This window comes from Thauera aromatica K172 (genome assembly GCF_003030465.1).
In the GTDB taxonomy this organism is placed as follows: domain Bacteria; phylum Pseudomonadota; class Gammaproteobacteria; order Burkholderiales; family Rhodocyclaceae; genus Thauera; species Thauera aromatica.
Map to the genome: position 1 here is coordinate 1,712,733 of NZ_CP028339.1, position 13,992 is coordinate 1,726,724.

Genomic DNA, 13,992 nt, shown 5'->3' on the forward strand with positions numbered 1-13,992 from the left:
ATGAGCTTCTCACTCGAAGGGCAGGTCGCCCTGGTCACCGGCGCATCGCGCGGCATCGGCCGTGCCGTGGCGCTCGAACTGGCACGCCTGGGGGCGACTGTGGTCGGCACTGCGACGTCGGAGTCCGGCGCGGCGGAGATCGACAAGGCCGTGGCCGAAGCGGGGCGGAAAGGGGCCGGGATGGCGCTCGACGTCACCGATGCCGCGGCCTGCGAGGCGCTCGTCGGCGAGGTCGAAAAGCGCTTCGGCGCGATCGCCATCCTGGTCAATAACGCCGGTATCACCCGCGACAACCTCGCGATGCGGATGAAGGACGAAGAGTGGGACGCGGTGCTCGACACCAACCTGCGTGCCGTCTTTCGCATGAGCAAGCTGGTGATGCGCGGCATGATGAAGGCGCGCAGCGGGCGCATCATCAACGTGACTTCGGTGGTGGCGAGTGCGGGCAATCCCGGCCAGGCCAACTATGCTGCGGCCAAGGCTGGGGTGGCCGGCATGAGCCGGGCACTGGCGCGCGAACTCGGCAGCCGCAACATCACGGTCAACTGCGTGGCGCCCGGTTTCATCGACACCGATATGACGCGCGCGTTGCCCGAAGCGGCGCGCGATGCGCTCCTGGGCAATATCGCCCTGGGGCGTCTGGGCCGCCCGGAAGAGATCGCCGGCGCGGTCGCGTTCCTCGCATCGCCTGCCGCCGCTTACGTGACGGGGACCACCCTGCACGTCAATGGCGGTATGTACATGTCCTGATCAAGGTTCGGGATAGCGGTTCCCCGGCGTTTTGGTAGAATACGCCGGCTTTTTAAATACACCTGTCACCCTCAGGAAGGAGTTGGTTCATGGAGAACATCGAACAGCGCGTCAAGAAGATCGTCGCTGAGCAACTTGGCGTGAACGAATCGGAGATCAAGATCGAATCTTCGTTCGTCGATGATCTGGGCGCGGATTCGCTGGACACCGTGGAACTGGTCATGGCCCTGGAAGAGGAGTTCGAGTGCGAGATTCCGGACGAAGAGGCCGAGAAGATCACCACCGTCCAGCAGGCGATCGACTACGTCAACGCCCACCTCAAGAAGTAAGCACTACACGCGCTGTTCCAGCGTTTCCTGTCCGGTGACTGCCGTCCAAGCGGTTCCGGGCAGGTTCTAATTCTTCCTTATCGATTCCAACGGAGTTGCCTGTGTCGCGTCGTAGAGTCGTCGTCACCGGTCTGGGCGTGATCTCGCCGGTCGGCAATACTGTTCCCGAGGCCTGGGAAAACCTGATTGCCGGTAAAAGCGGTGTCGGCCCGATCACGCGCTTCGATGCCAGCGGCTTCGCGTCGCGCATCGCGGGTGAAGTGAAGGATTTCGATGTCGCCGCCTATCTTTCGCCCAAGGAAGCGCGCCGCATGGATGTGTTCATCCATTACGGCATGGCCGCTGGAATCCAGGCGATCCGCGATTCCGGCATCGAGATCGACGAGTCGAATGCCGATCGTATCGGCGTCAACATCGGTTCGGGCATCGGCGGCCTGCCGATGATCGAGGATACCCACAACGATTTCCTCGGCGGTGGTCCGCGCAAGATTTCCCCCTTCTTCATTCCCGGCACGATCATCAACATGATCTCGGGAAACCTCTCGATCATGTTCGGCCTGAAAGGACCGAATCTTGCTGTGGTGACCGCGTGCACCACCGGTCTCCATGCGATCGGCATGAGCGCGCGAATGATCGAGTACGGCGACGCCGACATGATGGTGTGCGGCGGTGCGGAATCCACCGTCACCGAACTGGCGATCGGCGGCTTCGCCTCGGCCAAAGCCTTGTCCACGCGCAACGATGATCCCGCCACCGCCAGCCGTCCATGGGACAAGGGGCGCGACGGTTTCGTCCTCGGCGAGGGCGCAGGCGTACTGGTGCTCGAGGAATACGAGCACGCGCTCAAGCGCGGGGCCAAGATCTACGCCGAAGTCGCCGGCTTCGGCATGAGCGGCGATGCCTTCCACATGACCGCGCCGGACACCGACGGGCCGCGCCGCAGCATGATCAATGCGCTGAAGAACGCCGGTGTCAATCCGGACGAAGTGCACTACCTGAACGCGCACGGTACTTCGACCCCGCTCGGCGACAAGAACGAGACCGATGCGATCAAGCTTGCGTTCGGCGTCGATACGGCGAAAAAACTCGTGGTCAACTCCACCAAGTCGATGACCGGACATCTGCTCGGCGGCGCCGGCGGCCTGGAGTCGGTGTTTACCGTGCTCGCGGTGCATCACCAGATTTCGCCGCCGACGATCAACCTCTTCGACCAGGATCCGGAGTGCGATCTCGATTACTGCGCCAACGTGGCGCGGCAGATGAAGATCGATATCGCGCTGAAAAACAACTTCGGCTTCGGCGGCACAAACGGAACGCTCGTCTTCCGCCGCGTCTGAAGTGTTGATGCATGTGGCGTTCGCTCCATGCATCTGCCGCTGACCATCGAACTCTCCCCTTCACGAGGGGTGCTGGCGTCAGTGCTGGCCGTGCATGCCGCGGCCGCACTGACGCTTTTCCATGTGCCGCTCTCGATGCAGATGCCTACGGCGGTTCCGGGCGAAGGCCATGGCGCCGTCGCCGCAGTGGCCTGGGGGCTGCTCGTCGTTTCCTTGCTGCTCGGCGTTCGCGCCGAACTCGGCAAGCGCGGGACCGCGCTGCGGCTGTTCGAGGACGGCGCGGTGGAAGTATCGAACGCCGAGGGGCGGACGCTGCTGTGTCGCATCGGTGTCGATGCCGTCGATCTCGGCTGGGCGCTGTGGCTCCATCTTCGGGTCGAGCCGGGGGCTGAAGCGAGCGCGGGCGAAGACAGGGCGCTGCCGCCAGGTCAGGGGAGGGGTGTAGTGCGCGGGAGGCGAGTGATGCTCGTGCGCGCGAACCTGCCGACCGCGCAGTGGCGGTGGCTGCGGATCTGGCTGCGGCACACGGCATTGCGCGGCGAAGCCGGAGGCTGAGGCCTGGATGGACAGCGTGGCCGGGGCCGGGGCCTTTGTGCGTGCGCCGGTGCCTGGGGAACAGGCCCGGCGCGAGCGGCTCAGCTTCCGGCTTTCTTGCGCGGCGGGCGCGGGCGCAGGACGGTGTTGCGCGCGCGCGCCAGCATGTCGGGGAAATCGCGCGAGGTGTGCAGGCCGCGGCTTTCCTTGCGCCGCAGCGCGCAGCGTACGATCAGGTCGGCCGTCGTGACCAGGTTGCGCAGTTCGATGAGGTCGTTGCTGACGCGGAAGTTGGTGTAGAACTCGTGGATCTCGCGCTCGAGCAGGCGGATGCGGTGTTGGGCGCGCTTGAGGCGCTTGGTCGTGCGCACGATGCCGACGTAGTCCCACATGGCCCGGCGCAGTTCCGCCCAGTTGTGCGCGATCACCACTTCCTCGTCGGCGTCGGTGACGCGGCTCTCGTCCCAATCGGGAAGGACCGGCAAGCGGCCACCGGGCTGGGCGAGGATGTCCTTGGCGGCGGCCTCGCCGAACACCAGGCATTCGAGCAGGGAGTTGCTTGCCAGGCGGTTGGCACCGTGCAGGCCGGTAAACGCCGCTTCGCCGACGGCGTACAGGCCGGGAACGTCGGTGCGTGCGGATAGGTCGGTGACGATGCCGCCGCAGGAAAAATGCACACAGGGCACGACCGGGATCGGCTCGCGGCTGATGTCGATGCCCAGTTCCAGGCAGCGCGCGTGGATGTTGGGGAAGTGCTCGCGCAGCCAGGCCTCGGGCTTGTGGCTGATGTCGAGGTAGACGCAGTCGAGGCCGCGCTTTTTCATCTCGAAGTCGATCGCGCGGGCGACGACGTCGCGCGGCGCGAGCTCGGCTCGCGGATCGTGCTCGGGCATGAAGCGGGTGCCGTCGGGCAGCTTCAGCAGGCCGCCTTCTCCGCGTACGGCCTCGGAGATCAGGAAGGACTTGGCCTGGGGGTGGTACAGGCAGGTCGGATGGAACTGGATGAATTCCATGTTCCCCACCCGGCAACCAGCACGCCAGGCCATGGCCACGCCGTCGCCGGTGGCCACGTCCGGGTTGGTCGTGTACAGATAGACCTTGCCGGTGCCTCCGGTGGCGAGCACGGTATTGCGGGCGCTGAAGGTCACGACCTCGTCTGCGGCGATGTCGAGGACGTAGGCGCCGAGGCAGCCCGCGCCCGGCTGCCCGACCTTGTCGCCGAGCACCAGGTCGACGGCGATGTGGTGCTCGTAGATGTCGATATTGGGGTGGGCGCGCACCTGAGCGCTCAACGTCAGTTGCACCGCGGCACCGGTGGCGTCGGCGGCGTGGATGACGCGGCGGTGGGAGTGCCCGCCCTCGCGCGTCAGGTGGTAGCCGAATTCCGAGTCGGGTTCGCGGGTGAAGGGGACGCCGCGCTCGATCAGCCAGTCGATCGCGCGCTTGCCGTTTTCGACCACGAAACGGGTCGCGTCCGGATCGCACAGGCCGGCGCCGGCAGTGAAGGTGTCCTGGATGTGGGCTTCGATGCTGTCGGTGGTATCGAGTACCGCGGCGATCCCTCCCTGGGCCCAGTTGCTCGCGCTGTCGGAGAGCTCGCGCTTGGTGACGAGTGCGACTCGCAGCGTGTCGGCGAGGCGCAGGGCGATGGACTGGCCGGCGGTGCCGCTGCCAAGAATGAGTACGTCGTACTGTTTGAGCAAGATGTCACCCGACTCGAGAGAAGTCCGCAAATATAGCACGCACCGCCGCTACGGCGAGCGCAGGTGCCGCGGGGCGGAAAGGGGGGGGGCGCTGCCCGGGGCGGCATGAACTAATTGCGGGGGGGCGTGTCTTTCCGAGTACCTCCGATTTCTGCAGAATCTGCGGCGGCTCGCTTATAATCCGGGTGTTTTGTCATTCGAATATCCGGGGAAATATTTCACTCCATGAGCGACCGTGTGCTCGATCAGCAGCTCGTCGAGCGCGTACAGCGCGGCGACAAACAGGCTTTCGGCTTGCTGGTGTCCAAGTACCAGCGCAAGCTGAACCGGTTGCTGTCGCGCCTGATCCGCGATCCTGCCGAAGTCGAGGACGTGGCGCAGGAAACCTTCATCAAGGCTTACCGTGCGCTGGGTTCGTTCCGTGGAGACAGTGCGTTCTATACCTGGTTGTACCGGATCGGTATCAACACGGCGAAGAACTACCTGGTATCCCAGAGCAGGAGAGCGCCCACATCCACGAGTTTCGATTCCGAGGAGGCCGAAACCTTCGAGGATGGCGACCAGTTGCGCGACATCAACACGCCCGAGCGCTTGATGATGACGCGCCAGATCGGTGAAACCGTGGATCAGGCAATGGACGCACTGCCCGAGGAACTGAGGACCGCCATCATGTTGCGCGAACTCGAAGGCCTCAGCTACGAGGAGATCGCCAACATCATGGAATGCCCGATAGGGACGGTACGCTCGCGGATCTTCCGCGCGCGTGAAGCGATTGCAGAACGTCTGCGGCCCTTGCTCGATACGGCCCCGGACAAACGTTGGTAGGTGGCAAGGATGAAGGACACAGTGTCGGCCCTGCTCGACGGCGAGCTCGAAGATCATGCGATCGCCCCGGTTTTCGAGAAGTTGCGGCGCGATCCCGAGCTGCGCAAGGAGTGGGACGCGTACTGCATGATCGGCGATGCACTGCGGGGCGAGCATGACTGCTTGCCAGATTTCGCCGAGCGTGTCATGGCCAATCTCGACCGCGAGCCGGTGGTATTCACCCCCGCAGCGGCGAGTGTCGGCTCCGCGCGCCGCGCGGCATGGTCGTCGATGCTGCCGGTTGCAGCCTCGGTGATGGGCGTGGCGGCAGTGGGGCTGGTCGCCGCGACCCTGTATTCGCGGGACGACGCTGCCGTGGCCCGGCTCGCGGCAGTGCCGGCTCCGGCCCAGATCACGAAGCTGACGGCGGGACAGGGTGCCTTGCCGCGGGCCGTAGGGGACGATCCGCTGCGCGAATACGTCTTCGCCCACCGGGGGATCAGCGGCGGCGGGCCGGTTCCGGCCGGGCTGCAGTATGTACGGAGCGTGTCCGAGCAGCGCCAGGGTGCGGGCAGATGAGGTTTCTCCCCGCGGTATTGTGGTTCTGCGCCCTGCTGGCGGGGGCGCCGGCCTATGCTGAAGCTCCGCTCGATCCGTTGTCCTGGCTGGGCCGGGTGGCGACGGCCGGACAGCGCCTGAATTACGTCGGCACGTTCGTTTATCAGTCCGGCGCGCAGGTGGAAACTTCGCGCATCGCCCACCGTGTCGATGCCGACGGTGAGCATGAGCGGCTCGAAGTGCTCGATGGCAGTCCGCGCGAAATCATCCGCCGCGGCAACGAGGTGCGCTGCGTGCTGCCCGACGAGCGTACCGTGATCATCGACGGGGCCGCCGGTGGGCGCAGGGCTTTTCCTGCGCGGCTGCCTCTTTCTCCGATGGGGCTCGCGGAAAATTACCGCATCCGCAAGGGCGAGCTCGGACGCATTGCTGGCTACGAAGCGCAGGCGCTGGTTCTCGAGCCTCGTGACGACCTGCGTTACGGGCATATCCTGTGGGCGGAGGTGAAGAGCGGGCTGTTGCTCAAGGCGCGCATGGTGGACGAGCGCGGTGAACTCATCGAACAGTTCGCTTTCAGCGACGTGCGGATCGGGGGGGAAGTCGATTCCGATTTGCTGAAGTCGCAGTTTGCGCCGGGAGACGGCTGGCGGGTGGTCGATGCGCGTGCCAGCGGAATGCCGCGCAACGACAGCGGCTGGGGGCTGGTGGAGACGCTGCCCGGCTACAGCCTCAGCTCGGTGATGCAGCGGCCGCTCGGCCGCGACCGCGGGCAGGCCGTGCATATGGTGTTCAGCGATGGGCTGGCGGCAATCTCGGTATTCATCGAGCCGGCCGGGGAGGGTTCGGCGGCGGCCGGCCTCGGCCCTGTTTCCACCGGCGCGATCAACATCTACAAGCGCACCCTCGGCGGCCATATGATCACCGCGCTGGGCGAGGCGCCCGAGCGCGCCGTTCGCCGGATCGGCGACAGCATTCAACCAGTGGGGCAATAATGCAGGCACGTGCAGAAGTGTTGCGCGTCGAGCACGGTCGGGTTTGGCTCAAGCTCACCGACCGGGCCGGCGGCTGTGGGCGGTGTGACGAGCCGGGAGGCTGCCATTCGGTGCAGATCTCCCACGTGTTCGGCCCGCCGCAGGGCGAGTTCGTGCTGCCGGCGAGCATTCCGGTCAGCCCCGGGGACCGGGTCCTGATCAGCATTCCCGACGGGGCGCCGCTCAACGCCGCGCTCGTCAGCTACGGACTGGGCACCTTGCTGCTGCTCGCCGGTGCCGCCACCGGCAGCCTGCTCGCTCCCGAGGGCGGGGGCGATCTCTACGCGGTTGCAGGCGGCGCGGCAGGGTTGCTCCTGGCCTGGACGCTGAATCGCGTGCTGACCCGGAGCCGGAACTGGCGCAGCCATCTGCGCCTGGAGCTGGCGCCCGACGGCGCGTGCATGTCGCCGCCGCAGGGGTCGCAATGATCCGTTCCTTCCTGCGCCAGGCCTTTGCGATGCTGGCCATGGCGCTGGTTGTGGCGTCGGTATCGGCAGTCGAAATCGAGGCGCTGCCTGATTTCACCCGCCTGGTCGAGCACCAGGGGGCCGCAGTGGTCAATATCAGCACGACCCAGGCACATGCGGAGCGGACCCGAGCCCCTTTTTCCTTGCCGGAGCTGGACGAGTCGGATCCGATGTTCGACTTTTTCCGCCGCTTTGTGCCCCGGCTTCCCGAACCGCCCGGCCCGGACCCCGATCCGGACAACCAGTCGCTCGGCTCGGGTTTCATCGTCAGCGCCGACGGCTACATCCTGACCAATGCCCATGTCGTCGAGGGTGCCGAGGAGATTCTCGTGCGCCTTGCCGACAAGCGCGAGTTCAGTGCGGAGGTCGTCGGCGCGGATGCGCGCAGCGACGTCGCCCTGATCCGCATCGAGGCCGGCGGCCTGCCGCACGTCGTGCTCGGCGACCCGGATGCACTGAAAGTGGGGGAGTGGGTGCTCGCGATCGGTTCGCCGTTCGGCTTCGAGCAGTCGGTGACTGCCGGTATCGTCAGTGCCAAAGGGCGTAGCCTGCCCGACGAAAATTTCGTTCCCTTCATCCAGACCGATGTCGCGATCAATCCCGGCAATTCGGGCGGGCCGCTGTTCAACCTCCGCGGCGAAGTGGTCGGCATCAACTCGCAGATCTACAGCCGCACCGGTGGCTTCATGGGCCTGTCGTTCGCGATCCCGATCGATGTTGCGATGGACGTGCAGCAGCAGTTGCGGACCCACGGGCGGGTGCAGCGTGGCCGGATCGGGGTTTCGATCCAGGAAGTGACGCGCGATCTGGCCGACGGCTTCGGCCTGCCGCGGACTGCGGGGGCGCTGGTGAGCATGGTCGAAGCGGGCGGGCCGGCGGCGCACGGCGGGATCGAGCAGGGCGACGTGATCCTGCGCTTCAATGGTCGCAGCGTGGAAAACTCGGCCGATCTGCCGCGCATCGTCGCCGCCGCGCGCCCCGGGGCGACGGTCGATGTCGACGTCTTCCGCGACGGCAAGCTGCAGGTGCTGAAGCTCGCGGTCGGCGAGTGGCAGGACCCGGAAAACGCCGCCAGCGCGGGCAGCAGGCCGCATATGGCTTCCGCGCCGAACCGCCTCGGCCTGGTCCTGGTCGCGCCGACGCTGGCACAGCGGCGCGAACGCGGCATCGAGCAGGGGCTGGTCGTCCTGCGCGCGCAGGGGGTCGCCGCGCGCGCCGAGATCGCGCCCGGCGATCTCGTGCTGGGGATGGTCGTGGATGGGCGCCGGCAGCGGCTGGGGACGGTGGCCGAATTCAATCGCATCGCCGATACGCTCGAGCCGGGGCAGCCGATCACGTTGCTCGTCCGCCGCGGCGACGCGAGTTCCTACGTCAGCCTACGGGCGGCGCGATGAAGCTTGCCGGCCCGGGGCCCGTGTTTACCGTCATGAGCCGGCAGTGGTGTCATCTGTGCCACGATCTGGTGATGGCGCTGGAGCCGATCGCGGCCGAATTCGGCTGGAAGATCGAAGTTTTCGACGTCGACCAGGATGCCGGACTTGAAGCACGCTGGAACGAATGGGTTCCGGTGCTGCTGCACGGCGAACGCGAACTGTGCCATTACCACCTCGACGAAGCCGCGGTGCGCGCTTATTGCGCCGGTTTTCCGCTAGAATCGCGGCCTTGACGAGGTCACCCCCGACACATCCAACTTATTCCGAAACGGGTGCTGCAAGGCACCCTTTTCGTTTCGCATGAACCATATCCGCAATTTTTCCATCATCGCCCACATCGACCACGGCAAATCGACCCTGGCCGATCGACTCATCCACTTCTGCGGCGGCCTGTCGGACCGCGAGATGGAGGCCCAGGTCCTCGACTCGATGGACATCGAGCGCGAGCGCGGCATCACCATCAAGGCCCAGACCGCGGCGCTGCACTACAAGGCGAAGGACGGGCAGGTCTACAACCTGAACCTCATCGACACTCCGGGACACGTCGACTTCTCCTACGAGGTCAGCCGCTCGCTCGCCGCCTGCGAGGGCGCGCTGCTGGTGGTCGATGCCTCGCAGGGCGTCGAGGCGCAGACCGTGGCGAACTGCTACACCGCGCTCGACCTCGACGTCGAGGTGGTGCCGGTGCTCAACAAGATCGACCTGCCGGCGGCCGATCCGGACAACGCCCGTGGCGAGATCGAGGACGTGATCGGCGTCGATGCTTCCGAAGCGATCCTGTGCTCGGCCAAGACCGGCCTTGGCGTGGAAGACGTGCTCGAAGCCATTGTTGCCCGCATCCCGCCACCCAAGGGCGAGCCCGAAGGGCCGCTGAAGGCGCTGATCATCGACTCCTGGTTCGACAACTACGTCGGCGTCGTGATGCTGGTGCGTGTGGTCGATGGGGTGCTCAAGCCCAAGGACCGCATCCTGCTGATGTCGAACGGTCTCCAGTATCCGTGCGACCAGGTCGGCGTGTTCACGCCGCGCTCGGTGGCGCGCGAGCAGCTGCGTGCGGGCGAGGTGGGCTTCATCATTGCCGGCATCAAGGAGATCGAAGCGGCCAAGGTCGGCGATACCGTGACGCTCGCCACCCGGCCCGCGGCCGAGGCGCTGCCTGGCTTCAAGGAGATCAAGCCGCAGGTGTTCGCCGGCCTGTATCCGGTTGAATCCTCCGAATACGACCAGTTGCGCGACTCGCTCGAGAAGCTGCGCCTGAACGACGCCTCGCTGCAGTTCGAGCCGGAAGTGTCGCAGGCGCTCGGCTTCGGCTTCCGCTGCGGCTTCCTCGGCCTGCTGCACATGGACATCGTGCAGGAGCGCCTCGAGCGCGAGTTCGACATGGACCTGATCACCACCGCGCCGACGGTGGTGTACGAGGTGGTGCTCAACGACAACTCGATCATCCGCATCGAGAATCCGGCCAAACTGCCCGACCCCGGCAAGTACCAGGAGATCCGCGAGCCGATCATCACCGCGACGATCTTCCTGCCGCAGGACTACGTCGGCCCGGTGATCACGCTGTGCAACCAGAAGCGCGGCAACCAGATCGACATGCGCTACCACGGCCGCCAGGTGCAGTTGATCTATGAGCTGCCGATGAACGAAGTGGTGATGGACTTCTTCGACAAGCTGAAGTCGGTGTCGCGCGGCTATGCCTCGCTCGACTACGACTTCAAGGAATACCGCAGCGCCGATCTGGTCAAGCTCGACCTGATGGTGGGTGGCGAGAAGGTCGACGCGCTGTCGGTCATCGTGCACCGCGCCAGCGCGCAGTACCGCGGCCGTGAGCTGGCGAGCAAACTGCGCGGCCTGATCCCGCGCCAGATGTTCGATGTGCCGGTGCAGGCCGCGATCGGTGCGCACATCATCGCCCGCGAGACGATCAAGGCGCTGCGCAAGAACGTGCTCGCCAAGTGTTACGGCGGCGACATCAGCCGCAAGAAGAAGCTGCTCGAGAAGCAGAAGGAAGGCAAGAAGCGGATGAAGCAGGTCGGCAACGTCGAAATTCCGCAGGAAGCCTTCCTCGCCGTGCTGCGCACCGACGAAGGCAAGTGATCGAACCCGCCGCGCGGCGCCGCCGCCGGCCGACGACGGATACCGCATGAATTTCGCCCTGATCCTCTTCCTGTTGCTCGTCGCCACCGGCGTGCTGTGGCTCTTCGACCGCTTCCATGCGCGCAAGCTGCGCCCGGCCGGCGCGCCGGCGCCGTGGTGGGTGGAGTACGGCGCGAGCTTCTTTCCGGTGATCCTGGTCGTGTTCGGGCTGCGTTCCTTCGTCGTCGAGCCGTTCAAGATCCCGTCCGGGTCGATGATCCCGACCCTGCTGGTGGGCGATTTCATCCTCGTCAATAAATGGAACTACGGCATCCGCCTGCCGGTGATCAACAAGAAGATCATCGACATCGGTGCGCCGCAGCGCGGCGACGTCATGGTGTTCCGCTATCCCGCCGACCCTTCGCTCGACTACATCAAGCGCGTGGTCGGCCTCCCTGGCGACCGGGTCGAATACCTCAACAAGCGTCTCCGGATCAATGGCGAAACCGTGCCGCTGGAGAGCGCGGGCAGCTACCTGCACCCCGACCGGCTTTATTATTCGCCGCAATACACCGAAAAGCTCGGGGAACGCGAACACGCGGTGTTGATCGAGCGCGATGCACCGGCGTTCGTGCCGCAGGTGATGAATTTCCCCCAGCGCGGAAACTGCACCTACACCAGCGCAGGGGTGAACTGCACCGTGCCCGAAGGGCATTACTTCGTGATGGGCGACAACCGCGACGCCAGCAGCGACAGCCGGGTGTGGGGGTTTGTCCCCGAGGACAACATCGTCGGCCGCGCCTTCTTCATCTGGTTCAATTTCAGCGACATGAAGCGGATCGGCGGTTTTTACTGAGCACCCCGCGGAAACGGCTTGGCCGCTTCCGCCCCGGCGGGGGAGGGGAAAACCCGGGGCGGCTCTGCGTATTCTCGCGTGTACGCCCGCAGCCACTGGCGGGACGGCGGATCCATTCACCCGCTCCGACGAAAGGGAGGAAACCATGCGCATGAAATCCCAACGCGGGCTGAGCCTGCTCGGCGTTCTCGTCGTCGGTGCGTTCGCCGCCTTCGTCCTGACGATCGGTTTTCGCACGGTGCCGGTGATCAACGAGTACCTGGCGATCAAGCGCATCGTCAATGTGCTCGCCGACGAGGGCGACAAGGGCGTGCCCGCCCTGGAACTGCGCCGCAGCTTCGACCGACGTGGCCAGATCGACGACGTCTCGAGCGTGTCGGGAGTCGATCTGCTCATCGACAAGTCCGGCCCCCGCACCCGGGTCGAGGTCGACTACAGCCGCACCGTGCCGCTGGTGGCGAACCTGAGCCTGCTGATCGATCTCCATGCCAGCAGCGAGGCGCGTTGAGCCGATGACCACCGACCAGCTTCAATCCCGCCTGGGCCACGTGTTCACCGACTCCGGGCTGTTGCAGGAGGCGCTCACCCACCGCAGCTTCGGCCTGCCCAACAATGAGCGTTTCGAGTTTCTCGGCGACAGCATCCTCAACTGCGTGATGTCGATCGCCTTGTTCGAGCGCTTCGGCGAGCTGCGTGAAGGCGAGCTGTCGCGCGTGCGCGCCTCGCTGGTGCGCCAGGACGCGCTCTACCGCATCGCGCTCACGCTCGAACTGGGCGACTGCCTGCGCCTGGGCGAAGGCGAGCTCAAGTCCGGCGGCAGCCGCCGCCCGTCGATTCTCGCCGATGCGCTCGAAGCGGTATTCGCCGCGGTCTTCCTCGACGGTGGCTTTCCGTGCGCGAAGGGCGTCATCGACCGCTTGTACGCGCCCTTGCTCGCCGAAGTCGATCCGCGCAAGCCGAGCAAGGATGCGAAGACCGCCTTGCAGGAGTGGCTCCAGGGGCGCAGGATGCCCTTGCCCGTCTATACGATGGTGCAGGTCCTGGGCGAGGCCCACTCGCAGGAGTTCGAAGTCGCCTGCGACATCCCCAGGCTGGGCGTGCGCACCCTGGGGCGCGGCTCCAGCCGGCGCATCGCCGAACAGCAGTCGGCCGAGCTCGCGCTCACCGCCGTGAGGAAAAAATGAACCAAGAGCATTCCCACCCCGCTGCAGCGGGGGACGCCGCAGCGGACGAAGCCTTCCGTTGCGGTTTCGTCGCCATCGTCGGCCGCCCCAACGTCGGCAAGTCGACGCTGCTCAACCGCCTCGTCGGGCAGAAGATCAGCATCGTCTCCAGCAAGGCCCAGACCACGCGCCACCGCGTCACCGGCATCCTCACCGAGGACCGGGCGCAGTTCGTGTTCGTCGATACGCCGGGCTTCCAGACCCACCATCGCAACGCGCTCAACCGTTCGATGAACCGCACCGTCTCGCAGGTCCTGGCCGACGTCGATCTGGTGTTCTTCGTCATCGAGGCCGGTCGCTTCACCGACGACGACCGCAAGGTGCTGACGGTGATCCCCGCGTCGTCGAAGGTGATCCTGGTGATCAACAAGGTTGATCAGTTGAAGGACAAGGCCCGCCTGCTGCCTTTCATCGACGAGGTACGCCAGCTGCGCGAATTCGCCGAGATCGTGCCCTTGTCGGCGGAGAAGGGGAGCAACGTCGCCACCTTGGTCAGGGCGGCCACCCCGCTGCTGCCGGTCGGCGTGCCGATGTTCGAGGAGGACGAGGTCACCGACCGCAGCGAGCGCTTCCTCGCCTCCGAATTCCTGCGCGAGAAGCTGTTCCGCCTGCTCGGCGACGAGCTGCCCTACGGCATTGCGGTGGAAATCGAGAAGTTCGAAGTCGAAGGCAGGCTGCGCCGCATCCACGCCGCGGTGATCGTCGACAAACCCGGCCACAAGGCGATGGTGATCGGCAAGGGCGGCGAAAAGCTCAAGCGCATTTCCAGCGAGGCCCGCGTCGAGCTGGAGAAGCTGTTCGACGGCAAGGTCTTCCTCGAGGTCTGGGTCAAGGTCAAGAGCGGCTGGGCCGACGACGAGCGCGCGCTGAAGAGCCTGGGCTACGAATAAG

At 65.7% G+C, this 13,992-nt stretch carries 16 protein-coding genes; 15 read left to right on the forward strand and 1 reads right to left on the reverse strand.

Annotated elements, in window-relative coordinates; all coding sequences use genetic code 11:
- The 4 genes from fabG (at position 1) to Tharo_RS08120 (ending at position 2,971) form a co-directional block, all read left to right on the forward strand.
- On the forward strand, positions 1-750 hold the full coding sequence (gene fabG / locus Tharo_RS08105; RefSeq protein WP_107220753.1) for a 3-oxoacyl-ACP reductase FabG: 750 nt from the start codon (positions 1-3) through the stop codon (positions 748-750).
- An 89-nt stretch (positions 751-839) separates the two neighbouring features.
- Entirely contained in the window at positions 840-1,079 is a 240-nt protein-coding gene (gene acpP / locus Tharo_RS08110; protein ID WP_004255952.1) for an acyl carrier protein, read from the forward strand.
- A 101-nt stretch (positions 1,080-1,180) separates the two neighbouring features.
- The gene (gene fabF / locus Tharo_RS08115; RefSeq protein ID WP_107220754.1) at positions 1,181-2,416 is read left to right on the forward strand and encodes a beta-ketoacyl-ACP synthase II; all 1,236 of its coding nucleotides are present in this window, start codon (positions 1,181-1,183) and stop codon (positions 2,414-2,416) included.
- A 27-nt stretch (positions 2,417-2,443) separates the two neighbouring features.
- Entirely contained in the window at positions 2,444-2,971 is a 528-nt protein-coding gene (locus Tharo_RS08120) for a protein YgfX (protein ID WP_107220755.1), read from the forward strand.
- Between the two features lie 80 nt (positions 2,972-3,051).
- Here Tharo_RS08120 and nadB read toward each other — a convergent pair whose 3' ends face one another.
- Entirely contained in the window at positions 3,052-4,653 is a 1,602-nt protein-coding gene (gene nadB / locus Tharo_RS08125; protein ID WP_107220756.1) for an L-aspartate oxidase, read from the reverse strand.
- A gap of 225 nt (positions 4,654-4,878) precedes the next feature.
- Between nadB and rpoE the strand changes: the two genes are divergently transcribed.
- The 11 genes from rpoE (at position 4,879) to era (ending at position 13,991) form a co-directional block, all read left to right on the forward strand.
- Positions 4,879-5,478 carry an RNA polymerase sigma factor RpoE gene (gene rpoE, locus Tharo_RS08130; RefSeq protein WP_107220757.1) on the forward strand — a complete coding sequence of 200 codons (600 nt, stop codon included), beginning with the start codon at positions 4,879-4,881 and terminating at the stop codon, positions 5,476-5,478.
- A 9-nt stretch (positions 5,479-5,487) separates the two neighbouring features.
- Positions 5,488-6,036, forward strand: a complete 549-nt coding sequence (locus Tharo_RS08135; protein WP_107220758.1) for a sigma-E factor negative regulatory protein — start codon at positions 5,488-5,490, stop codon at positions 6,034-6,036.
- Positions 6,033-7,007, forward strand: coding sequence for a MucB/RseB C-terminal domain-containing protein (locus tag Tharo_RS08140; protein ID WP_107220759.1), 975 nt, complete (start codon positions 6,033-6,035; stop codon positions 7,005-7,007). Before Tharo_RS08135 ends, Tharo_RS08140 begins: the two co-directional genes overlap by 4 nt.
- Positions 7,007-7,474 carry a SoxR reducing system RseC family protein gene (locus tag Tharo_RS08145; protein WP_107220760.1) on the forward strand — a complete coding sequence of 156 codons (468 nt, stop codon included), beginning with the start codon at positions 7,007-7,009 and terminating at the stop codon, positions 7,472-7,474. Before Tharo_RS08140 ends, Tharo_RS08145 begins: the two co-directional genes overlap by 1 nt.
- Positions 7,475-7,503: 29 nt before the next feature.
- Positions 7,504-8,907 carry a Do family serine endopeptidase gene (locus Tharo_RS08150; protein WP_245881056.1) on the forward strand — a complete coding sequence of 468 codons (1,404 nt, stop codon included), beginning with the start codon at positions 7,504-7,506 and terminating at the stop codon, positions 8,905-8,907.
- A complete protein-coding gene (locus Tharo_RS08155; protein ID WP_245881033.1) occupies positions 8,904-9,179 on the forward strand; it encodes a glutaredoxin family protein in 276 nt (91 codons plus the stop codon). Before Tharo_RS08150 ends, Tharo_RS08155 begins: the two co-directional genes overlap by 4 nt.
- A 67-nt stretch (positions 9,180-9,246) precedes the next feature.
- A complete protein-coding gene (gene lepA, locus Tharo_RS08160; RefSeq protein WP_107220763.1) occupies positions 9,247-11,043 on the forward strand; it encodes a translation elongation factor 4 in 1,797 nt (598 codons plus the stop codon).
- A gap of 46 nt (positions 11,044-11,089) precedes the next feature.
- The gene (lepB, locus tag Tharo_RS08165) at positions 11,090-11,878 is read left to right on the forward strand and encodes a signal peptidase I (protein ID WP_107220764.1); all 789 of its coding nucleotides are present in this window, start codon (positions 11,090-11,092) and stop codon (positions 11,876-11,878) included.
- A 145-nt stretch (positions 11,879-12,023) separates the two neighbouring features.
- On the forward strand, positions 12,024-12,386 hold the full coding sequence (locus Tharo_RS08170; RefSeq protein WP_107220765.1) for a DUF4845 domain-containing protein: 363 nt from the start codon (positions 12,024-12,026) through the stop codon (positions 12,384-12,386).
- A 4-nt stretch (positions 12,387-12,390) separates the two neighbouring features.
- Complete coding sequence (gene rnc / locus Tharo_RS08175; protein WP_107220766.1) at positions 12,391-13,062, forward strand: ribonuclease III; 672 nt, start codon at positions 12,391-12,393, stop codon at positions 13,060-13,062.
- Entirely contained in the window at positions 13,059-13,991 is a 933-nt protein-coding gene (era, locus tag Tharo_RS08180; protein ID WP_107220767.1) for a GTPase Era, read from the forward strand. Before rnc ends, era begins: the two co-directional genes overlap by 4 nt.
- Position 13,992 lies beyond the last annotated feature (1 nt).

Excerpts from the sequence above, each read along its gene's own strand:
- fabG (WP_107220753.1), top strand. The coding sequence starts at position 1 with ATGAGCTTCTCACTCGAAGGGCAGGTCGCCCTGGTCACCGGCGCATCG.
- acpP (WP_004255952.1), top strand. The coding sequence starts at position 840 with ATGGAGAACATCGAACAGCGCGTCAAGAAGATCGTCGCTGAGCAACTT.
- Tharo_RS08120 (WP_107220755.1), top strand. The coding sequence starts at position 2,444 with ATGCATCTGCCGCTGACCATCGAACTCTCCCCTTCACGAGGGGTGCTG.
- rpoE (WP_107220757.1), top strand. The coding sequence starts at position 4,879 with ATGAGCGACCGTGTGCTCGATCAGCAGCTCGTCGAGCGCGTACAGCGC.
- Tharo_RS08135 (WP_107220758.1), top strand. The coding sequence starts at position 5,488 with ATGAAGGACACAGTGTCGGCCCTGCTCGACGGCGAGCTCGAAGATCAT.
- Tharo_RS08140 (WP_107220759.1), top strand. The coding sequence starts at position 6,033 with ATGAGGTTTCTCCCCGCGGTATTGTGGTTCTGCGCCCTGCTGGCGGGG.
- Tharo_RS08145 (WP_107220760.1), top strand. The coding sequence starts at position 7,007 with ATGCAGGCACGTGCAGAAGTGTTGCGCGTCGAGCACGGTCGGGTTTGG.
- Tharo_RS08150 (WP_245881056.1), top strand. The coding sequence starts at position 7,504 with ATGCTGGCCATGGCGCTGGTTGTGGCGTCGGTATCGGCAGTCGAAATC.
- Tharo_RS08155 (WP_245881033.1), top strand. The coding sequence starts at position 8,904 with ATGAAGCTTGCCGGCCCGGGGCCCGTGTTTACCGTCATGAGCCGGCAG.
- lepA (WP_107220763.1), top strand. The coding sequence starts at position 9,247 with ATGAACCATATCCGCAATTTTTCCATCATCGCCCACATCGACCACGGC.
- lepB (WP_107220764.1), top strand. The coding sequence starts at position 11,090 with ATGAATTTCGCCCTGATCCTCTTCCTGTTGCTCGTCGCCACCGGCGTG.
- Tharo_RS08170 (WP_107220765.1), top strand. The coding sequence starts at position 12,024 with ATGCGCATGAAATCCCAACGCGGGCTGAGCCTGCTCGGCGTTCTCGTC.
- rnc (WP_107220766.1), top strand. The coding sequence starts at position 12,391 with ATGACCACCGACCAGCTTCAATCCCGCCTGGGCCACGTGTTCACCGAC.
- era (WP_107220767.1), top strand. The coding sequence starts at position 13,059 with ATGAACCAAGAGCATTCCCACCCCGCTGCAGCGGGGGACGCCGCAGCG.